Raw genomic sequence first — 18,924 nt, forward strand, 5'->3', positions numbered from 1 at the left:
TAGTTATAAAATTTTATATTTTAAAGGAGTCCTATCATGGCAGTATTTGAAAAAGTACAAGAAATTATCGTTGAAGAACTTGGAAAAGACGCATCAGAAGTAACACTTGAATCTACTTTTGATGATTTGGATGCAGATTCATTGGACTTGTTCCAAGTAATCTCTGAAATTGAAGATGCTTTTGATATCCAAATTGAAGCAGAAGATAACTTGAAAACAGTTGGTGACTTAGTTGCCTACGTTGAAGAGCAAACAAAATAATTAACATATTACTAGAAGGAGTAGGGGAGACCCGCTCCCTCTTGTTTAGGTAATAGTTTGAAATTCAAATGATAAACTTATCGAACTATTACGTAAGCAAGGAATGATGGAGGCACTATGAAAACACGTATTACAGAATTATTGAACATTGATTATCCTATTTTTCAAGGAGGAATGGCCTGGGTTGCGGATGGCGACTTGGCTGGTGCGGTATCAAAAGCTGGTGGTTTGGGGATCATCGGTGGTGGAAATGCACCTAAAGAGGTCGTAAAGGCTAATATCGATAAAATCAAATCACTTACGGATAAACCTTTTGGTGTCAACATCATGCTCTTGTCACCTTTTGTAGAAGACATCGTTGATCTCGTGATTGAAGAAGGGGTTAAGGTGGTTACAACTGGTGCTGGAAATCCAAGTAAATACATGAACCGTTTCCATGATGCAGGAATTACAGTTATTCCTGTTGTTCCTAGTGTTGCTTTGGCAAAACGCATGGAAAAAATTGGTGCCGATGCAGTTATTGCAGAAGGGATGGAAGCTGGTGGACACATTGGTAAATTAACAACGATGACCTTGGTTCGCCAAGTTGCTGCAGCTGTTTCAATTCCAGTTATTGCTGCCGGTGGTATTGCAGATGGTGAGGGGGCAGCGGCTGGGTTTATGCTTGGCGCAGAAGCTGTTCAAGTAGGAACTCGTTTTGTAGTTGCCAAAGAGTCTAATGCTCATCCAAACTATAAAGCTAAAATTTTAAAAGCTCGTGATATTGATACAACGATTTCAGCACAACATTTTGGACACGCAGTTCGTGCCATTAAAAACCAGTTGACTCGTGATTTTGAGCAGGCTGAAAAAGATGCCTTTAAACAAGAAAATCCAGATTTAGAAATCTTTGAGCAAATGGGAGCTGGTGCTCTTGCTAAAGCCGTTGTTCATGGAGATGTAGAAGGCGGATCTGTCATGGCCGGCCAGATTGCAGGTTTGATTTCTAAAGAAGAAACTGTTGAAGAAATCTTAAAAGATATCTACTACGGTGCAGCTGAAAAAATTCAAGAAGAAGCTGCTCGTTGGGCAGGAGTTACAAGAAATGACTAAAACAGCCTTTCTATTTGCGGGCCAAGGTGCTCAGTATCTAGGGATGGGACGTGATCTCTATGATCACTACCCTATCGTCAAGGAAACAATTGACCAAGCTAGCCAAGTCTTAGGGTATGACCTTCGTGACTTGATTGACAATGATGAAGCAAAGTTAAATCAGACTCGTTACACGCAACCAGCTATTCTAGCTACATCCGTTGCTATTTACCGACTATTGAAAGAAAAAGGCTATCAGCCAGATATGGTGGCAGGACTGTCTCTTGGGGAATATTCTGCTCTTGTAGCAAGTAGTACCTTGGACTTTGAGGATGCAGTTGCCTTGGTTGCTAAGCGTGGTGCTTATATGGAAGAGGCTGCACCAGCAGGCTCTGGAAAGATGGTTGCCGTTCTTAATACTCCAGTTGAAGTGATTGAGGAAGCTTGTGAAACAGCCTCTAAAGTTGGAGTAGTGACTCCAGCCAACTACAACACCCCAAGCCAAATCGTTATCGGTGGCGAGGTGGCTGCGGTTGACCGCGCAGTTGAACTCTTGCAGGAAGCAGGAGCAAAACGATTGATTCCTTTAAATGTATCTGGCCCTTTCCATACAGCACTTTTAGAGCCAGCCAGTCAGAAACTAGCTGAAGCTCTTGAGGAAGTGAGTTTCTCTGATTTTACTTGCCCACTAGTCGGCAATACGGAAGCTACTGTTATGGAAAAAGATCGAATCCAAGAGCTCTTGACGCGTCAGGTAAAAGAACCTGTTCGTTTTTATGAAAGTATTGCTGTGATGCAGGATGCTGGGGTAACCAACTTTATTGAAATCGGCCCTGGAAAAGTCCTATCAGGATTTGTCAAAAAAATCGATAAAACTGCTAAGCTAGCTAACGTTGAAGATCAAACAAGCTTGGATGCTTTGCTAGGAAACTAGTGACCCCTTCTCCCAGAAAATACAACAGGAAATAGGAGAATAGAATGCAACTAAAAAATAAAAATATCTTTGTTACAGGTTCAAGTCGTGGTATCGGACTTGCCATTGCTCACAAATTTGCCAAACTAGGTGCGAATGTAGTCTTAAATAGTCGTGGAGCAATCTCAGAAGAATTGCTGGCTGAGTTTTCAAACTACGGCGTCAAAGTAGTACCGATCTCAGGTGATGTTTCAGACTTTGCAGATGCCAAACGTATGGTAGATCAAGCAATTGCAGAACTCGGTTCTGTCGATGTCTTGGTCAACAATGCTGGGATTACTCAGGATACTCTCATGCTTAAGATGACCGAGGAAGACTTTGAAAAAGTGATTAAGATCAACTTGACAGGTGCCTTTAACATGACGCAAGCTGTCTTGAAACAGATGATTAAGGCGCGTGAAGGTGCGATTATCAATATGTCCAGTGTGGTTGGTCTGATGGGAAATATCGGACAAGCCAACTATGCGGCTTCCAAGGCTGGTTTGATTGGTTTTACCAAGTCAGTAGCGCGTGAGGTTGCCAATCGCAATGTGCGTGTAAATGCTCTTGCACCAGGGATGATCGAGTCAGATATGACTGCTGTTTTATCTGATAAGGTCAAGGAAGCGACATTGGCCCAAATCCCAATGAAACATTTTGGTCAAGCAGAACATATCGCAGATGCTACAGTGTTCCTGGCTGGACAGGATTATTTGACTGGACAAGTTCTCGCTGTTGATGGCGGACTTAGCATGTAAAAAATAAGGAAAGATATAGGTAAGACAGATGAAACTAAATCGAGTTGTAGTAACAGGTTACGGATTGACCTCTCCTATCGGAAATACTCCAGAAGAATTTTGGAACAGTTTGCAAACTGGGAAAATTGGAATTGGAGAAATCACTAAGTTTGATCACAGCGAATTTGCTGTGCACAATGCGGCAGAAGTTAAAGATTTTCCATTTGATAAATACTTTGTCAAAAAAGATACCAACCGTTTTGATAACTATTCTTTGTATGCCTTGTATGCGGCTCAAGAAGCGGTGACAAATGCAAATCTTGATGTAGAAGAAATCGATAAAGATCGCTTTGGTGTCATCGTTGCTTCTGGTATTGGGGGAATTAAAGAAATCGAAGATCAGGTTATCCGTCTTCATGAAAAAGGTCCAAAGCGCGTTAAACCAATGACACTTCCAAAAGCCTTGCCAAATATGGCTTCAGGAAATGTTGCGATGCGCTTCGGAGCAAATGGTATCTGTAAATCTATCAATACAGCCTGTGCCTCATCAAATGATGCCATCGGAGATGCCTTCCGCTCTATCAAGTTTGGTTTCCAAGAAGTCATGTTAGTAGGTGGATCAGAATCATCTATCACTCCTTTTGCCATCGCTGGTTTCCAAGCATTGACTGCCCTATCAACTACAGAAGATCCAACTCGTGCTTCTATTCCGTTTGATAAAGACCGTAATGGTTTTGTGATGGGAGAAGGTTCTGGAATGCTGGTTCTTGAGAGTCTTGAACATGCTGAAAAACGTGGAGCAACTATCTTGGCTGAAGTAGTTGGTTATGGAAATACCTGTGATGCTTATCATATGACTTCACCTCATCCAGAAGGTCAAGGTGCAATCAAGGCAATTAAATTAGCTTTGGAAGAGGCAGAGATTTCTCCAGAGCAAGTGGCTTACGTCAATGCCCACGGAACTTCAACTCCTGCTAATGAAAAAGGAGAAAGTGGTGCGATCGTCGCTGTTCTTGGTAAAGAAGTACCTGTATCTTCAACCAAGTCCTTTACAGGACACTTGCTTGGTGCTGCAGGAGCAGTAGAAGCCATCGCTACCATCGAAGCCATGCGTCATAACTATGTACCAATGACAGCTGGAACAAGTGAGTTGTCGGATTATATCGAAGCGAATGTCGTTTATGGACAAGGCTTGGAGCAAGAAATCCCTTATGCTATTTCAAACACTTTTGGTTTTGGTGGACACAATGCGGTTCTTGCTTTCAAACGTTGGGAGAATAAATAATTATGAATTTAAATGAAATCAAGGACTTGATGGCTCAATTTGACCAATCAAGTTTGAGAGAATTTTCTTATAAAAATGGAACGGACGAATTGCAGTTCAGTAAGAATGAAGCAAGAATGGCTTCTGGAGCACCAACTCAAGTTGCTCCAGTGTCAACTGCAGTAGCTGCAAGTCCAGTAGTTTCTGCCCCTTCAACTCCAGTAGAGAGTGCGGTGGAAGAAGCTCCAGCACCAGCTGAAACGACTGTTGCTCCAGAGGGTGATGTCGTTGAGAGTCCACTTGTAGGGGTGGCTTACTTGGCTGCTGGACCAGATAAACCTGCCTTTGTGACGGTTGGTGACAGTGTCAGAAAAGGTCAGACTTTGGTGATCATTGAAGCTATGAAAGTCATGAATGAAATCCCTGCACCTAAGGATGGTGTGGTGACAGAAATTCTCGTTTCAAATGAAGAAATGGTTGAGTTCGGTAAAGGATTGGTACGTATCAAATGATCGATATTCAAGGAATCAAAGAAGCTCTACCCCATCGTTACCCTATGCTCCTAGTGGATCGTGTCTTGGAAGTGAGCGAGGATACCATTGTTGCCATTAAAAATGTGACCATCAACGAACCTTTCTTCAATGGTCATTTTCCTCAATACCCAGTTATGCCAGGTGTTCTTATCATGGAAGCCTTGGCTCAGACTGCTGGTGTCTTGGAATTGTCCAAACCTGAAAATAAAGGGAAACTGGTCTTCTACGCTGGAATGGACAAGGTTAAGTTCAAGAAGCAAGTTGTACCAGGTGACCAATTAGTCATGACGGCTACTTTTGTTAAACGTCGTGGTACAATTGCTGTGGTTGAAGCAAAGGCTGAAGTAGATGGTAAGCTTGCAGCGAGTGGTACTCTTACCTTTGCAATTGGAAACTAAGGAGGTTCTCCATGTTTCGTAAAATTTTGATTGCCAACCGTGGTGAGATTGCGGTTCGCATTATTCGAGCTGCGCGTGAATTGGGCATTGCGACCGTAGCAGTTTATTCAACTGCTGATAAGGAAGCTCTTCACACACTCCTAGCGGATGAAGCTATCTGTATCGGACCTGGTAAGGCGACAGAGTCTTATCTCAATATCAATGCAATTTTATCGGCTGCAGTCTTGACAGAAGCAGAAGCCATCCACCCAGGTTTTGGTTTTCTTAGCGAAAACTCCAAGTTTGCCACGATGTGTGATGAAGTGGGGATTAAGTTTATCGGCCCTTCTGGCGCTGTAATGGATACCATGGGTGATAAGATAAATGCGCGAGAGCAAATGATCAAGGCTGGGGTTCCAGTTATTCCAGGATCTGATGGTGAAGTTCATACGGCTGAAGAGGCCCTTGCAGTTGCAGAAAAGATTGGCTACCCTGTCATGCTTAAGGCATCGGCAGGTGGTGGTGGAAAGGGAATTCGTAAGGTTGAAAAGGCAGAAGACCTGGTCGCAGCCTTTGAGACAGCATCCAGTGAAGCCAAGGCCAACTTTGGAAACGGCGCTATGTATCTTGAGCGTGTGATTTATCCAGCTCGTCATATCGAAGTTCAGATTCTTGCAGATCAAGAGGGTCATGTTGTCCATCTTGGTGAACGGGACTGTTCACTTCAACGGAATAACCAAAAGGTCTTAGAAGAAAGCCCATCCATTGCGATCGGCAAAACCCTTCGTCATGAAATTGGTGCTGCAGCCGTTCGTGCAGCAGAGTCTGTAGGTTATGAAAATGCAGGGACGATTGAATTTCTTCTTGATGAAGCGAGTGGCAATTTCTACTTCATGGAAATGAATACTCGTGTGCAAGTTGAACATCCAGTCACAGAGTTTGTTTCAGGTGTTGATATCGTGAAGGAACAGATTCGCATTGCGGCCGGGCAACCCTTACCTTTCAAACAAGAAGATATCGTCCTACGAGGTCATGCTATCGAGTGCCGGATCAATGCAGAAAATCCAGCATTTAACTTTGCTCCAAGCCCAGGGAAAATTACCAATCTCTATCTACCAAGTGGTGGAGTTGGCTTGCGCGTGGACTCAGCAGTTTATCCAGGTTATACCATTCCCCCTTACTATGATAGTATGATTGCCAAAATCATTGTTCATGGGGAGAATCGTTTTGATGCCTTAATGAAGATGCAACGGGCACTTTATGAACTTGATATTGAAGGAGTGCAAACTAATGCAGACTTCCAGTTGGATCTGATTTCAGACCACCGAGTTATCGCTGGTGACTACGATACTTCCTTCTTGATGGAAACTTTCTTGCCAAAATACCAAGAAAAAGAATAGACTTTCAAACAGTATGAGAACTAAAAGGGGGAGTTATGGCTCTATTTAGTAAAAAGGATAAGTATATTCGGATCAATCCTAACCGTTCCGTAAGGCAGAAACCACAAGCCAAGCCTGAGGTTCCGGATGAACTCTTCTCCCAGTGTCCTGGTTGTAAACACACCATTTATCAAAAGGACCTTGGGAGTGAGCGCATTTGTCCCCATTGTAGCTATACTTTCCGTATTTCAGCTCAGGAACGCTTGGATTTGACGATTGATTCTGACAGCTTTGTGGAGATGTTTACGGGTATTGAAACTCAAGATCCATTAAACTTTCCTGGCTACCAGAAAAAATTGGCTACTATGCGTGAAAAGACAGGTTTGGATGAAGCAGTACTGACTGGTACAGCTAGTATCAAGGGACAAAAAGTTGCCCTTGGGATCATGGATTCAAATTTTATCATGGCTTCTATGGGAACCGTTGTGGGTGAAAAAATCACGCGCTTGTTTGAGTATGCAACGGTAGAAAACTTGCCAGTCGTTCTCTTCACAGCTTCTGGTGGAGCCCGTATGCAAGAAGGAATCATGAGTTTGATGCAGATGGCTAAAATTTCTGCGGCAGTTCAACGTCATTCCAAGGCAGGACTTTTTTACCTAACTATCTTAACCGATCCGACAACAGGTGGGGTGACTGCTTCTTTTGCTATGGAAGGTGATATTATCCTAGCGGAGCCACAGAGTTTGGTTGGGTTTGCTGGACGTCGTGTTATCGAAAATACAGTTCGTGAGACCTTGCCGGATGACTTCCAAAAGGCAGAATTTCTACTTGAACATGGATTTGTTGATGCAATTGTTAAACGGAGAGAATTGCCTGAAACAATTGCTAAATTAGTGAGATTGCATGGAGGAAGTCGCGGATGAATATTGCAAAAATAGTCAGAGAGGCACGCGAGCAGAGTCGCTTGACCGCACTTGATTTTGCCAATGGAATCTTTGATGAATTTATCGAATTGCATGGAGACCGCTCTTTTCGTGATGATGGTGCGGTCATTGGTGGAATTGGCTGGTTAGGTGAACAGGCAGTAACTGTCGTTGGTATCCAAAAGGGAAAAAGTCTTCATGACAACCTCAAACGAAATTTTGGGCAACCTCATCCAGAAGGCTATCGTAAGGCTTTGCGCCTAATGAAACAGGCAGAAAAGTTTGGTCGTCCAGTTGTGACCTTTATCAATACGGCGGGTGCTTACCCAGGTGTTGGAGCCGAGGAACGTGGACAAGGTGAAGCAATCGCCCGAAACCTGATGGAAATGAGTGACCTCAAGGTTCCAATCATCGCGATTATTATCGGTGAAGGTGGATCTGGTGGGGCCCTAGCTCTAGCTGTAGCTAACCGTGTCTGGATGTTAGAAAACTCAATCTACGCAGTACTTAGCCCTGAAGGATTTGCCTCTATCCTTTGGAAGGATGGAAGTCGTGCTATGGAAGCAGCGGAGCTGATGAAAATCACTTCGCATGAACTTCTAGAAATGGGAATCGTAGACAAGGTAATCTCAGAGGCAGGGTTGTCAAGTAAAGAACTACTAGGTTGCGTTAAAAATGAATTGCGTGCAGAGCTGGATAGATTGCAAGGATTACCACTCAACCAACTTATTGAAGAACGTTACCAACGCTTTAGAAAATACTAAGAATGACTAAATGAGACTAGAAAGGTCTCATTTTTTATTGAAAATGCTATTCAGGTTGAAAAATTGACAGTTGAGGAGATAGACTATAAAATAGACAAAAAGATGTATACTATAAATATGACCCTACAACAATCTATTTTAAGAAAGTACTTGCAATGACAGGTACAGAAACATTTACAGTTCTTTCATCTGAAGAGTTAGACCAAGTTTCAGGTGGTCGAATGATTTGGGCAGTTGATGATAGACATTGAGATTCGCCATATGCATATAGTTTAGCAACAGAGTGGAGTACAATAATGAATCATGCGACTAGACGTGCTTATGGTATTACCTATTGATAAATTAAAGGGGTAAGTATGAAAAAACTAGGGCATTTGGGAGTCTATACATCACTGGTATTTCTATCGGTTTATCTACCAGAGTTAGGGATTGTGTATCTGACTAAGTTTTTAGGATGGGGGATAGATGGCTATTCTATCTTTTTAACAGTTGAAGTAATAGCTCTTTTGCTATTATTTATCTACTGGCTCAAAAAGAAAGAGATGCTCTATATTTTTGAAAAAAAGGGTTCAAAGAAGTCAAGATTCTTTTACCTTGTAGTTGCTCTAGTGGCTACTTATTTTGATCGTCAATTGGTGGATGCTTTTCAGTTACAGTTTCATCACCTAATTGATAACAAGTATATCTTTCAAGACCTTCTTTCGATTCTATACTCCAATGGGCAACCAACTTTTCTATCAACTGTTCTCAGTTTTAGTTTAACAGTAGTCTTCGCACCTATATTAGAGGAACTGATTCATAGAGGGTATTTTATGAATACCTTTTTCCCCCAGTCCAAGTACTATCTGGATGTTATTCTATCTGCTCTTATCTTTGGACTTAGTCATTTGATCTTAACTCACCGAGATCCTATCAGTTTGATTATTTATAGTTTAGGCGGTTTCTTCTATGCCCTTGTCTACCGTTGGACAAAGAACTTAAAAATTACCATCCTGTGCCATAGTTTTTTCAACTTTCTCATTTATGCAAAACCTATCTGGATTTTTGTTTACAATTATGTCTATTATCATTTTTTTAGATAGTGGTAGGCAAAGAAAAAGTGTTTGATATCTATCAAACACTTTTTTTTTAATTTGAGTAGAAGATAGAGAAATCTTTTTTATAATCTCTTGTTTTTCAATGAGTAAAGCTACCATTCAGGTTGAAAAATTGACAGTTGAGGAGATAGACTATAAAATAGACAAAAAAGATGTATACTATAAATGTGAGCCTGCAACAATCTATTTTAAGAAGGTGTTTGCAATGACAGGTACAGAAACATTTACAGTTCTTTCATCTGAAGAGTTAGACCAAGTTTCAGGTGGTCTTGCTGCTTGGGAAGATGGATATGGTAGATGCTTATATTATAGAGAATTTGCTCCCTATATGGGGCAAGGGGCACTTAATTCTTATAGAGATGCTTGGAAGTACGGCTTCCGAGCAGGATAATCTTTCAAAAAAAGTACGATGAGAAACACAAAGAAACTAGGACAATTTGGGATATTTTTGCTTATTATTTTACTATCTACCTATTTACCGCAAACAATTGGATTGTATGTGGCAATCATTTTAGGGTTAGGCGCTGATGTCTATTCTCTTATTTTAACAATGGAATTAGTGGGAAGTTTCCTTTTATTAATTTGGTGGTTAAAAAAGCAAAAGATGCTCTTTATCTTTGAGAAAAAGAGCTGGAACTGGTCATTTGTCTTCTACTTATTTACAACTTATGTGGTTTATCAGATTCTCGGTAATTTTTGGACACGCTATGCTCATTTGATTAATCATAGGAGTATTCATGATGAGTATTTTACCGTGGTTCTTTCAAATGGACAACCAACTTTTTTATCGACTATCTTATCTTTTGTCCTGCCCGTAATCATCGGTCCTGTTTTTGAGGAGACTCTTGATAGAGGGTATTTTATGAATACCTTCTTTCCTAAGTCAAAGTACTATTTAGATGTCATCTTATCAGGCCTTATCTTTGGGCTTAGTCATTTGATACTATCTCACCGGGACCCAATTAGTTTATTATATTATAGTCTGATTGGTCTCTTTTTCGCCCTTGTTTATCGTTCTACCGACAATCTGAGATTAACGATTCTCTGCCATAGTTTTTTTAACTTTCTCAATCATGCAAAACCTATCTGGATTTTTGTTTACAATTATATCTATTATCATTTTTTTAGATAGTGGAGGCAAAGAAAAAAAGTGTTTGATAGCTGTCAAACACTTTTTTCTTTTTACTGTTCTTTTGTTACAAACTGGCTGAGCAGTCCGTTGATAAAACGGGCAGATTTTTGATCTGAGAAGTCCTTTGCAAGCTCAATAGCTTCATTAACTGCAACCAACTGTGGGGTGTCGAATGAGGTGATTTCAAAGACTCCCAAGCGAAGGAGGTTTCTCTCCACGAGTGTTAAACGCTCGATGGTCCAACCTGCTTTTAAATGCTGTGTGATTTGCTTGTCTAGTTCTTCCTTTTTAGCCTGAACACCAGAAACTAGCTCTGTCAAAAAGGCTGGAAGTTGTACATCCGTATCTTCACGATCATGAGTATAGGCGAAACGACAAGCAGTTTCGACATCCGTACCGAATTCAAGACTCATGAGAGCTTGAAAAGCGCATTTACGGAGTTGGCGTCTAGATTCTAATAGTGGACTAGTCATTGAGGAAGTCCTCGTCAAATAGATCTTTCAATTCTGGTTTTGGTGTTTTATCTGGAACGATACCTGCAACGTGAATATTGATAGCAGCGAGTTCTACATCAGCCATATTGCGGACTGCATCTTTAACAGCTTTCTGGATAGCAACAGCTACCTTAGGAACTTTTACTCCGTACTCAAGGTAGAGGTAGATATCAGCTGTGAGTTCTTCATCCACGTTTTTTAGATAAACGCCACGGCCAAGAGAAAGTTTTGAAAGGGTGTCAGATACTGATTTGTTTGAAAAAGAGTGTACCCCCTCTACTTTTGCAGTAGCAATAGCAATGATTTTTTCAAGTACACGTGGGGCGATAACGATTTCGCCAAGTTGTTCTTCAATTCCCATAGAATGACCTCTTTCTAGAGATTAGGCACGAGAAACGTAAGTTCCTTCTGCAGTGTTGATAACGAGTTTTTGTCCTGCTTCGATGAAGTCTGGAACGTTTACGACAAGTCCAGTTTCCATCGTTGCTGGTTTACCAGAACCTGTAACAGTAGCACCTTTGATAGATGGTTGAGTTTCTGCAACTGTCAATTCAACAGTAGTAGGAACTGTGACACCAATCACTTCAGTTCCGTAGAATTGGATCTTCACATCTGAGTTTTCAAGGATGTAAAGCAATTCGTTTTCAACGTTGACTACAGGAATTTCGTATTGGTCGTAAGTTTCTGTATTCATGAAGTAGGCTGTGTCATCCATTTTGTACAAGTATTGAGCTGGGACAGTCTCGATGATGGCTTGTTCAAATTTTTCCTCTGGACGGTAGCTTGTGTCAAATGTAGAACCAGTACGGACATCACGCAATTTCATACGCATGATTGTGTTTCCTTTACCTGGTTTGTGGTGGCTAGCTTCCAAAACGCGGATCAATTTTCCGTCAGCTGTTTCAAAGGTCATACCAGCCTTTAATTTACTTGCTTCAATCATGTTTTTACCTCTTTAATAAATATTATTACTCTTCATTTTACCATAAAATACTCTGGAAATAAAGCCAAAATAGTTATTGGGAGTTGGTAGAGAAGAAAAAACCAACCTTAGGGCTGGTTTTTTTCTGTCTAGTTTTCTTTCAACTTCGCCAATTCTTGTGCAAGGAGTTTAAGGGCAACTTGTGGGTTGGCTTGGCCTTTGGTTGCCTTCATAAGGAATCCTGTGAAGGCCTTGTCTGCGTTGCGTTTACCTGACTTGAAGTCGGCAACGGCAGCTTCGTTATCCGCAAAGACTTGGTGGATGATTGGAATCAGAACATCTGGATCTGAGATTTGCACCAAGCCTGCTTTTTCCACGTATTCACGCGCGCCACCACCATTTTTAGCTAGGTGGACAAAGACTTTCTTGGCAATCTTAGAAGAGATCGTGCCGTCTTCGATGATGGCAATCATTTCTACTAAGTTTTCTGGTGTCAATTCGATTTGTTCCAGTGTTTTGCCTTCAGCATTCAAGAATTGAGCGACTTCGCCTTGGAGCCAGTTAGAGACTTGTTTGGCATCGCCACCGAGGGCAACAGCTTTTTCAAAGAAGTCAGAAGTAACTTTGTTTGCAGTCAACTGACTAGCATCGTAGTCTGACAAGCCAAGGTCAGATACGTAGCGCGCACGGCGTTCTTTTGGAAACTCTGGCAACTCTGTACGCATTTCTTCAATCCACTCATCAGAGATTTCAAAGAGGGGTAGGTCTGGTTCTGGGAAGTAGCGGTAGTCTGCAGCACCTTCTTTGACACGCATGAGGATGGTTGCTTTGTTAGCTTCGTCGTAACGGCGTGTTTCTTGGCGAATTTGACCACCTGAGCGAAGGATTTCAGCTTGACGTTGGACTTCGTATTCAAGACCCTTGCGAACATTTGAGAAGGAATTCAAGTTCTTCAACTCAGTCTTGGTACCGAATTTCTCTTGACCATAAGGACGAAGGGAGATGTTGGCATCCACGCGCATGGAACCTTCTTCCATCTTAACGTCAGAAATGCCAGCGTACTGGATAACTTCCTTGAGGGCAGTCAGATAAGCATAGGCTTCTTCAGGAGAACGCATGTCGGCTTCAGATACAATCTCAATCAATGGCACCCCTTGACGATTGAGGTCAACATAAGAGTAGCCATCTGTACCGTGGGTGTTCTTACCAGCATCTTCTTCTAGGTGAGCACGTTCGATACCGATTTTCTTAGTCGTACCGTCTTCTAGTCCTACTTCAATCCAGCCGTTATAACCGATTGGCTCATCAAACTGAGAAATTTGGTAGGCTTTTGGATTATCAGGATAGAAGTAGTTCTTGCGGTCAAAGTGCATCTTTTTGTGGATGTCCATGTTGAGGGCAAGAGCTGCCTTGATACCGGCATCGACAACACCTTTATTGAGAACGGGAAGTACTCCTGGGAAAGACCAGTCAATTACGTTGGTGTTGGCATTTTGGTCGTTTCCAAAGTGGGCAGAAGTAGGTGAGAAGATCTTTGAATTGGTGTTGAGCTCTACGTGGACTTCAAGTCCAATGACTGTTTCAAAGTTCATTAGTTGTCACCTCCAAAAATCACAGGTTGTTGTTTGTGGTAGTCTGTTGTTGCTTCAAAAGCAGCAGCAGCTTGGTAAATGGTTTCTTCAGAGTATTTAGGACCGATCAATTGGAGACCGACAGGGAGACCTTGAGCAAATCCAGCAGGAATCGAAATTCCTGGGAGACCTGCTAAGTTGACAGGGATGGTCAAAAGGTCAGCCAAGTACATGGCAACTGGGTCGTGGTTGAGGGAGTCCAAATCATAGGCAACACTTGGAGCAGTTGGTCCCAAAATCAAGTCATAATCCGCAAAAACGTTTTCGAAATCTTGGATGATGAGGGTACGGACCTGACCAGCTTTCTTATAGTAGGCATCATAGTAACCTGATGAAAGGCTAAAAGTACCTAGCATGATACGGCGTTTTACCTCTTCACCGAAACCTTGACTACGGCTGTTTACATAGATTTCATCAAGATTGGTTGCATCCTCTGCGCGGTAGCCGTAACGGATACCGTCAAAGCGTTGCAAGTTTGATGAGGCTTCTGATGAAGCGATGATGTAGTAAACGGCAACACCGTATTTTGAGTGAGGAAGGCTCACTTCTTCGACAATAGCGCCAAGTTTCTCAAAGTGTTTGGCTGCCTTGATAATGGCTTCTTTAACTTCTGGGTCAATTCCTTCACCAAGGTATTCCTTAGGCAAAGCAATTTTCATTCCCTTGATATCTTGGCCGATTTTTGAAGTAAAGTCAGCGATGCGGACAGGAGCAGAAGTAGAATCTTTGGCATCTTCGCTGGCAATCGCATTGAGCAAGAGGGCATTTTCCTTAACAGTTGGAGCAAAAGGCCCGATTTGGTCTAGAGAGCTACCAAAGGCAATGAGGCCGAAACGTGAAATCGTTCCGTAGGTTGGTTTGAGACCAACGATCCCGTTAAAGGCAGCAGGTTGGCGGATGGAACCACCAGTATCAGAACCAAGTGACAAGCGAACTTGTCCTGAAGCCACAGAAGCCGCAGAACCACTTGATGATCCACCAGGAACTTTGCTGTGGTCCCAAGCATTTTTAGTCGCACCGTAGTGGGAAGTCTCACCTGATCCACCCATGGCAAATTCGTCCATGTTGGTTTTTCCGACAACAATCATACCCTTAGCTTTGGCATTGGCAACGGCTGTCGCATCAAAGATTGGCTCGTAGTTGTAGAGCATTTTTGAGGCTGCAGTTGTAAGGATACCGTCGGTAGAGATATTATCCTTAACAGCCAGTGGAATTCCAGAAAGGACATTATCCGCGTCAATTCCAGCTCCATCAATAGCTTTAGCTTGTGCAAGGGCTTGCTCTTCTGCGATAGTGACAAAAGCGTTGATAGTTGTCTCGCGAGACTTGATATCTTCTAGCGTGGCTTGTGTCAATTCAGTTGCAGAAATTTCCTTAGAGACAAGGAGATTGTGCAAGTCTTCAATCGTTTTGTTATTAAAAGTCATTAGGCATCTCCTCCATCATCTAGGATAGCTGGTACCTTGATATAATAATTTTCTTTTTCAGGTACGTTTTTAAACAAGCGGTCACGGTCTGTTCCTTCTTCGGCCATATCAGGTCGGAGTACGGTCTTACGGTCAGCCATCGTTGTAGTAGGCGCGACACCAGTTGTGTCGACTTCGCCCAGCAACTCAACCATATCAACAATTTTAGATAAGGTTGTCGCAAAGGCAGCAGTTTCTTCTTCAGAGAATGTTAATTTTGAAAGATTGGCAACGTGTGTTACCTCTTCTTGCGTAATTTTCATCTTGCATCCTTTCGTGAAATGATGATTTTTAGTCTGTTCTATTTTACCATATTTTCCTATAAATAAGGGTGGTGGAAGTGAAAAAAAGACAGGCAGAGGATAGAGAAAGGAGATTGAGGATGATTTATTTGAAAAGAGGCTTTCAAAAGGAAGATGATATGGTACAATGGTTTAACAGAGAAGTGAAGATGGTAGTTACGAAATCGAAAGGATGGTGATGCTTATGTGCAGAACCTGTAAATTCTTATACTCAATGAAAATCAAAGAGCAAACGTGAAATGGCGTAACTAGATTTGTCCCCCTCTGATGCTTTGACACTATGTTTGTAGCTGGTAACTTTGTTATCACATTCCTGAAGTTCATCCTTGAATTAGTAAAAGAGACAAAAAATAGCCGTTCTAGCTTTAGAGAGTTAACGAGCTATTTTTTAGTTATGTAATTACAGCCACCGTCTTAAACGGCCCTGCGGGGTGTTGTTAGCGCAACACCTTTTTCTATATTTAGAGTAACATTTATTTGGGAAATTGCAAGGGGAACTGTTCTATTTTAGCAGTGCTTGACATAAAATAGAAATTGAAAAACTCCCCAAAATCCGATATAATGGAGAGTTGAAAGGAATGGTAAAATCCAATGTAAACATCATTCTTAGCTACTGAAACAACTAAAAATAGAGAATCAAAGAAAGAGAACTTATGACTATTCAAGAAGAAATCAAGAAACGCCGTACCTTTGCCATCATCTCCCACCCGGACGCGGGGAAGACAACCATCACTGAGCAGTTGCTCTACTTTGGGGGCGAGATTCGTGAGGCTGGTACCGTAAAAGGGAAGAAAACAGGGACTTTTGCAAAGTCTGACTGGATGGATATTGAGAAACAACGTGGTATTTCGGTCACGTCATCTGTTATGCAGTTTGACTATGATGGTAAGCGCGTGAACATCCTAGACACACCAGGGCACGAGGACTTCTCAGAAGATACTTATCGTACCTTGATGGCGGTGGATGCTGCGGTCATGGTCGTCGACTCTGCCAAGGGTATCGAGGCCCAAACCAAGAAATTGTTTGAGGTTGTGAAGCACCGTGGCATTCCAGTCTTTACCTTTATGAACAAGCTGGACCGTGATGGCCGTGAACCACTAGATCTCTTGCAAGAACTAGAAGAAGTCCTAGGTATTGCAAGTTATCCAATGAACTGGCCAATCGGGATGGGGAAAGCTTTTGAGGGCTTGTATGACCTCTATAACCAACGTTTAGAGCTCTATAAAGGGGATGAGCGTTTTGCTAGTCTAGAAGAAGGTGACCAGCTTTTTGGCAGCAATCCTTTCTACGCTCAGGTTAAGGACGACATCGAACTTTTGCAAGAAGCGGGAAATGAATTTTCAGAAGAAGCTATTTTAGCGGGTGAATTAACACCAGTCTTCTTTGGTTCAGCCTTGACAAACTTTGGGGTGCAGACCTTCCTTGAAACCTTCCTTAAGTTTGCTCCAGAACCACATGGGCACAAGAAAACAGATGGCGAAATTGTGGATCCTTATGACAAGGATTTCTCAGGATTCGTTTTTAAAATCCAAGCCAACATGGATCCTCGTCACCGTGACCGTATTGCCTTTGTCCGTATCGTATCGGGCGAATTTGAGCGTGGGATGAGTGTTAACCTTCCTCGTACTGGGAAGACTGCCAAGCTTTCTAATGTCACCCAGTTTATGGCGGAAAGTCGTGAGAATGTGACCAATGCCGTGGCAGGTGATATTATCGGGGTTTACGATACTGGTACTTATCAGGTTGGGGATACCTTGACAGTTGGAAAAAATAAGTTTGAATTTGAACCACTGCCAACCTTTACCCCTGAGATTTTCATGAAAGTTTCTGCTAAGAACGTTATGAAACAAAAATCTTTCCACAAAGGGATTGAGCAATTGGTGCAAGAAGGAGCCATTCAGCTTTATAAGAATTACCAAACTGGCGAGTACATGCTAGGGGCTGTGGGACAACTCCAGTTTGAAGTCTTTAAGCACCGCATGGAAGGCGAGTACAATGCAGAAGTAGTCATGAGCCCAATGGGTAAAAAGACCGTTCGTTGGATCAAGCCTGAGGACTTGGATGAACGGATGTCCTCAAGCCGCAATATTTTGGCCAAGGACCGCTTCGACCAACCAGTCTTCCTCTTTGAAAATGACTTTGCCCTCCGCTGGTTTGCGGACAAGTATCCAGATGTAGAGTTGGAAGAAAAAATGTAAATCGTTACAAATGACTAGCAACATAAAGTTGCTGTCATTTGACGGTAACCGCTATGGCGGTCTACCTAAACGCTTCACTAGTAAAAATCCACGAATATTATCGATTCGTGGATTTTTCCGTCGTAATGGTAAAGAATTGAACTACCTAACTGCCTCACTAACTGAGTTTTACAAATCGATTCCATTTGTAAAACTCAGTGTCGTAGCTCAGTAAATTTATTTGAATGTGTAACAATCTAAGTAAGTAACGCCAAGTTTCTATGGAACTTGGCTAGGCGCTTCACTAGGCAAAAGATTTTTCTAATTACTCTCTAAATTCTGCATGGATAAATAAGGTGGGTTAGACTAATTTCTGTGCAGTAAAGATAATTGGAGTTAAGGGAAAACAAGAACCTCAGAGGACTTCCTCTGAGGTTCTTTGCGTTTTAGTTTCCATATTTCTGGTAAAAATCGACCTTGACCTGGATGAAGGTTTCGGCTTCGCGTAGTAGCTGCAGGAGGGTGGCACGGGTTTCAAACTCCTCACGTGTTTTAGGGAGACTCCGATTGCGGAAGACTTGCAGATAGCGTTCGATGTCATCAAGTAGGTCATGAGCAGGATTGGTCTGACTTAGCTGGGCAGCAATCTTTGAAAAGAGCTGGGCCAAGATCAAACTCTCACTGGCGGCTAGGTGACAGGTATTGATCTGCTGGGCCATATTTCGCAGGATGCGACTTTGTCTCTGCCTCATCTCAAAGTAGTGGATGTGGTAGTCCGTCTGGTGAAAGAGATGATCCGAGTGATCCAGGTAGACCAGTTTGAGAGCTTCATCGAGGAGGTTGTCTAATTGGTCAACGAGTTGGGCTTGATTGCGTCCGTCTCCTCTTGACAGATAGTATTTAAAGCGAAGCAGGATGTCTTTTAACTTTTCTTCGACCTGAAGGTGGTAGCTTTGAATGGCTTTCTCACGAGAGGGCATGTAAAGGTTGACCAACAGAGCAAAGCTTGTCCCGATGAGAAAGAGAAGCACTTCATTGAGCAAGAGTTCTGAAGAAGTAGACTCCTGTACCAAGAGATGACCGACCAAGACACTGCTAGGGGTGATGCCGATTTCCCAACCCATTTTATAGGCTAGAGGCACATAGAGAGCCAGATAGAGGCCTAGACTCCAGATGTGAAAGCCCGTAAGCTGAAAGGCTAGAACGCCGATAGCGAGCGCTAGGAGCATGGAGAAGAGGCGGTTACGTGCTAATTTCAGTGTGCTTCGGCGCGTGTCAGAAAGGCTTAAGAGGGCGATAATACCAGCTGAAACAGCTGAAGATAAATCCAAAAAATAAGCGAGAAAACAAGCGAGACAGGTCGCTAAGATCAGTTTTGTCGTACGTTGGGTGATAGACATGAGAATTTCCTAAACTAATAGAATCGAGTGTTTAACGAGGAA

At 42.4% G+C, this 18,924-nt stretch carries 23 protein-coding genes; 16 read left to right on the forward strand and 7 right to left on the reverse strand.

Annotated elements, in window-relative coordinates; genetic code table 11:
* Positions 1-36 precede the first annotated feature (36 nt).
* The 14 genes from M1F74_RS00545 to M1F74_RS00610 all read left to right on the forward strand — a co-directional run bounded on the left by M1F74_RS00545 (position 37) and on the right by M1F74_RS00610 (position 10,490).
* A complete protein-coding gene (locus M1F74_RS00545; RefSeq protein ID WP_000257840.1) occupies positions 37-261 on the forward strand; it encodes an acyl carrier protein in 225 nt (74 codons plus the stop codon).
* A 117-nt stretch (positions 262-378) separates the two neighbouring features.
* Entirely contained in the window at positions 379-1,353 is a 975-nt protein-coding gene (gene fabK / locus M1F74_RS00550) for an enoyl-[acyl-carrier-protein] reductase FabK (protein WP_000857448.1), read from the forward strand.
* Complete coding sequence (fabD, locus tag M1F74_RS00555) at positions 1,346-2,266, forward strand: ACP S-malonyltransferase (protein ID WP_247945996.1); 921 nt, start codon at positions 1,346-1,348, stop codon at positions 2,264-2,266. Before fabK ends, fabD begins: the two co-directional genes overlap by 8 nt.
* Before the next feature lie 44 nt (positions 2,267-2,310).
* The gene (gene fabG, locus M1F74_RS00560) at positions 2,311-3,042 is read left to right on the forward strand and encodes a 3-oxoacyl-[acyl-carrier-protein] reductase (protein ID WP_084853560.1); all 732 of its coding nucleotides are present in this window, start codon (positions 2,311-2,313) and stop codon (positions 3,040-3,042) included.
* Positions 3,043-3,070: 28 nt separating this feature from the next.
* The gene (gene fabF / locus M1F74_RS00565) at positions 3,071-4,306 is read left to right on the forward strand and encodes a beta-ketoacyl-ACP synthase II (RefSeq protein ID WP_247945997.1); all 1,236 of its coding nucleotides are present in this window, start codon (positions 3,071-3,073) and stop codon (positions 4,304-4,306) included.
* Positions 4,307-4,308: 2 nt separating this feature from the next.
* Positions 4,309-4,797: an acetyl-CoA carboxylase biotin carboxyl carrier protein gene (accB, locus tag M1F74_RS00570; RefSeq protein WP_247945998.1), complete on the forward strand. Its 489-nt coding sequence runs from the start codon at positions 4,309-4,311 to the stop codon at positions 4,795-4,797.
* Complete coding sequence (fabZ, locus tag M1F74_RS00575) at positions 4,794-5,216, forward strand: 3-hydroxyacyl-ACP dehydratase FabZ (protein ID WP_000565515.1); 423 nt, start codon at positions 4,794-4,796, stop codon at positions 5,214-5,216. The genes accB and fabZ overlap by 4 nt, the downstream gene beginning before the upstream one ends.
* Before the next feature lie 11 nt (positions 5,217-5,227).
* On the forward strand, positions 5,228-6,595 hold the full coding sequence (gene accC / locus M1F74_RS00580; RefSeq protein WP_049519395.1) for an acetyl-CoA carboxylase biotin carboxylase subunit: 1,368 nt from the start codon (positions 5,228-5,230) through the stop codon (positions 6,593-6,595).
* A gap of 35 nt (positions 6,596-6,630) precedes the next feature.
* On the forward strand, positions 6,631-7,497 hold the full coding sequence (accD, locus tag M1F74_RS00585; RefSeq protein WP_001173374.1) for an acetyl-CoA carboxylase, carboxyltransferase subunit beta: 867 nt from the start codon (positions 6,631-6,633) through the stop codon (positions 7,495-7,497).
* Positions 7,494-8,261, forward strand: coding sequence for an acetyl-CoA carboxylase carboxyl transferase subunit alpha (locus tag M1F74_RS00590; RefSeq protein WP_247945999.1), 768 nt, complete (start codon positions 7,494-7,496; stop codon positions 8,259-8,261). The genes accD and M1F74_RS00590 overlap by 4 nt, the downstream gene beginning before the upstream one ends.
* 155 nt (positions 8,262-8,416) lie before the next feature.
* The gene (locus M1F74_RS00595) at positions 8,417-8,512 is read left to right on the forward strand and encodes a bacteriocin (RefSeq protein ID WP_247946000.1); all 96 of its coding nucleotides are present in this window, start codon (positions 8,417-8,419) and stop codon (positions 8,510-8,512) included.
* A 105-nt stretch (positions 8,513-8,617) separates the two neighbouring features.
* Positions 8,618-9,343 carry a CPBP family intramembrane glutamic endopeptidase gene (locus M1F74_RS00600; protein WP_247946001.1) on the forward strand — a complete coding sequence of 242 codons (726 nt, stop codon included), beginning with the start codon at positions 8,618-8,620 and terminating at the stop codon, positions 9,341-9,343.
* A 220-nt stretch (positions 9,344-9,563) separates the two neighbouring features.
* Entirely contained in the window at positions 9,564-9,749 is a 186-nt protein-coding gene (gene briC, locus M1F74_RS00605) for a biofilm-regulating peptide BriC (RefSeq protein ID WP_247946002.1), read from the forward strand.
* Positions 9,750-9,767: 18 nt separating this feature from the next.
* Positions 9,768-10,490 (forward strand): CPBP family intramembrane glutamic endopeptidase, encoded by a 723-nt coding sequence (locus M1F74_RS00610; RefSeq protein ID WP_247946003.1) that lies wholly within the window; start codon positions 9,768-9,770, stop codon positions 10,488-10,490.
* Positions 10,491-10,540: 50 nt separating this feature from the next.
* Here the strand turns inward: M1F74_RS00610 and nusB are convergent, their stop codons facing one another.
* The 6 genes from nusB to gatC all read right to left on the reverse strand — a co-directional run bounded on the left by nusB (position 10,541) and on the right by gatC (position 15,266).
* Positions 10,541-10,963: a transcription antitermination factor NusB gene (gene nusB / locus M1F74_RS00615; protein WP_247946004.1), complete on the reverse strand. Its 423-nt coding sequence runs from the start codon at positions 10,961-10,963 to the stop codon at positions 10,541-10,543.
* Positions 10,956-11,345: an Asp23/Gls24 family envelope stress response protein gene (locus M1F74_RS00620; protein ID WP_000510584.1), complete on the reverse strand. Its 390-nt coding sequence runs from the start codon at positions 11,343-11,345 to the stop codon at positions 10,956-10,958. The genes nusB and M1F74_RS00620 overlap by 8 nt, the downstream gene beginning before the upstream one ends.
* Positions 11,346-11,366: 21 nt before the next feature.
* The gene (efp, locus tag M1F74_RS00625; protein WP_000568640.1) at positions 11,367-11,927 is read right to left on the reverse strand and encodes an elongation factor P; all 561 of its coding nucleotides are present in this window, start codon (positions 11,925-11,927) and stop codon (positions 11,367-11,369) included.
* A 128-nt stretch (positions 11,928-12,055) separates the two neighbouring features.
* Positions 12,056-13,498 (reverse strand): Asp-tRNA(Asn)/Glu-tRNA(Gln) amidotransferase subunit GatB, encoded by a 1,443-nt coding sequence (gene gatB, locus M1F74_RS00630; RefSeq protein WP_247946005.1) that lies wholly within the window; start codon positions 13,496-13,498, stop codon positions 12,056-12,058.
* Complete coding sequence (gatA, locus tag M1F74_RS00635; RefSeq protein WP_247946006.1) at positions 13,498-14,964, reverse strand: Asp-tRNA(Asn)/Glu-tRNA(Gln) amidotransferase subunit GatA; 1,467 nt, start codon at positions 14,962-14,964, stop codon at positions 13,498-13,500. The genes gatB and gatA overlap by 1 nt, the downstream gene beginning before the upstream one ends.
* Complete coding sequence (gene gatC / locus M1F74_RS00640) at positions 14,964-15,266, reverse strand: Asp-tRNA(Asn)/Glu-tRNA(Gln) amidotransferase subunit GatC (RefSeq protein ID WP_247946007.1); 303 nt, start codon at positions 15,264-15,266, stop codon at positions 14,964-14,966. Before gatC ends, gatA begins: the two co-directional genes overlap by 1 nt.
* Before the next feature lie 692 nt (positions 15,267-15,958).
* On the opposite strand from gatC, the gene M1F74_RS00645 reads away from it, so the two are divergent.
* Positions 15,959-17,503: a peptide chain release factor 3 gene (locus tag M1F74_RS00645; RefSeq protein WP_000155108.1), complete on the forward strand. Its 1,545-nt coding sequence runs from the start codon at positions 15,959-15,961 to the stop codon at positions 17,501-17,503.
* A gap of 10 nt (positions 17,504-17,513) precedes the next feature.
* Positions 17,514-17,717, forward strand: a complete 204-nt coding sequence (locus tag M1F74_RS00650) for a hypothetical protein (protein WP_142357475.1) — start codon at positions 17,514-17,516, stop codon at positions 17,715-17,717.
* A gap of 211 nt (positions 17,718-17,928) precedes the next feature.
* Here the strand turns inward: M1F74_RS00650 and M1F74_RS00655 are convergent, their stop codons facing one another.
* The gene (locus tag M1F74_RS00655; RefSeq protein ID WP_000029016.1) at positions 17,929-18,882 is read right to left on the reverse strand and encodes an aromatic acid exporter family protein; all 954 of its coding nucleotides are present in this window, start codon (positions 18,880-18,882) and stop codon (positions 17,929-17,931) included.
* Positions 18,883-18,924: the final 42 nt, after the last annotated feature.

It is taken from the genome of Streptococcus oralis (assembly GCF_023109315.1).
GTDB lineage: Bacteria > Bacillota > Bacilli > Lactobacillales > Streptococcaceae > Streptococcus > Streptococcus oralis_BS.

Excerpts from the sequence above, each read along its gene's own strand:
- fabZ (WP_000565515.1), top strand. The coding sequence starts at position 4,794 with ATGATCGATATTCAAGGAATCAAAGAAGCTCTACCCCATCGTTACCCT.
- nusB (WP_247946004.1), bottom strand. The coding sequence starts at position 10,963 with ATGACTAGTCCACTATTAGAATCTAGACGCCAACTCCGTAAATGCGCT.
- accC (WP_049519395.1), top strand. The coding sequence starts at position 5,228 with ATGTTTCGTAAAATTTTGATTGCCAACCGTGGTGAGATTGCGGTTCGC.
- M1F74_RS00620 (WP_000510584.1), bottom strand. The coding sequence starts at position 11,345 with ATGGGAATTGAAGAACAACTTGGCGAAATCGTTATCGCCCCACGTGTA.
- accB (WP_247945998.1), top strand. The coding sequence starts at position 4,309 with ATGAATTTAAATGAAATCAAGGACTTGATGGCTCAATTTGACCAATCA.
- gatC (WP_247946007.1), bottom strand. The coding sequence starts at position 15,266 with ATGAAAATTACGCAAGAAGAGGTAACACACGTTGCCAATCTTTCAAAA.
- gatB (WP_247946005.1), bottom strand. The coding sequence starts at position 13,498 with ATGAACTTTGAAACAGTCATTGGACTTGAAGTCCACGTAGAGCTCAAC.
- M1F74_RS00610 (WP_247946003.1), top strand. The coding sequence starts at position 9,768 with ATGAGAAACACAAAGAAACTAGGACAATTTGGGATATTTTTGCTTATT.
- fabK (WP_000857448.1), top strand. The coding sequence starts at position 379 with ATGAAAACACGTATTACAGAATTATTGAACATTGATTATCCTATTTTT.
- efp (WP_000568640.1), bottom strand. The coding sequence starts at position 11,927 with ATGATTGAAGCAAGTAAATTAAAGGCTGGTATGACCTTTGAAACAGCT.
- M1F74_RS00545 (WP_000257840.1), top strand. The coding sequence starts at position 37 with ATGGCAGTATTTGAAAAAGTACAAGAAATTATCGTTGAAGAACTTGGA.
- fabF (WP_247945997.1), top strand. The coding sequence starts at position 3,071 with ATGAAACTAAATCGAGTTGTAGTAACAGGTTACGGATTGACCTCTCCT.
- fabD (WP_247945996.1), top strand. The coding sequence starts at position 1,346 with ATGACTAAAACAGCCTTTCTATTTGCGGGCCAAGGTGCTCAGTATCTA.
- accD (WP_001173374.1), top strand. The coding sequence starts at position 6,631 with ATGGCTCTATTTAGTAAAAAGGATAAGTATATTCGGATCAATCCTAAC.
- M1F74_RS00600 (WP_247946001.1), top strand. The coding sequence starts at position 8,618 with ATGAAAAAACTAGGGCATTTGGGAGTCTATACATCACTGGTATTTCTA.
- fabG (WP_084853560.1), top strand. The coding sequence starts at position 2,311 with ATGCAACTAAAAAATAAAAATATCTTTGTTACAGGTTCAAGTCGTGGT.
- M1F74_RS00650 (WP_142357475.1), top strand. The coding sequence starts at position 17,514 with ATGACTAGCAACATAAAGTTGCTGTCATTTGACGGTAACCGCTATGGC.
- M1F74_RS00595 (WP_247946000.1), top strand. The coding sequence starts at position 8,417 with ATGACAGGTACAGAAACATTTACAGTTCTTTCATCTGAAGAGTTAGAC.
- M1F74_RS00590 (WP_247945999.1), top strand. The coding sequence starts at position 7,494 with ATGAATATTGCAAAAATAGTCAGAGAGGCACGCGAGCAGAGTCGCTTG.
- M1F74_RS00645 (WP_000155108.1), top strand. The coding sequence starts at position 15,959 with ATGACTATTCAAGAAGAAATCAAGAAACGCCGTACCTTTGCCATCATC.
- briC (WP_247946002.1), top strand. The coding sequence starts at position 9,564 with ATGACAGGTACAGAAACATTTACAGTTCTTTCATCTGAAGAGTTAGAC.
- gatA (WP_247946006.1), bottom strand. The coding sequence starts at position 14,964 with ATGACTTTTAATAACAAAACGATTGAAGACTTGCACAATCTCCTTGTC.
- M1F74_RS00655 (WP_000029016.1), bottom strand. The coding sequence starts at position 18,882 with ATGTCTATCACCCAACGTACGACAAAACTGATCTTAGCGACCTGTCTC.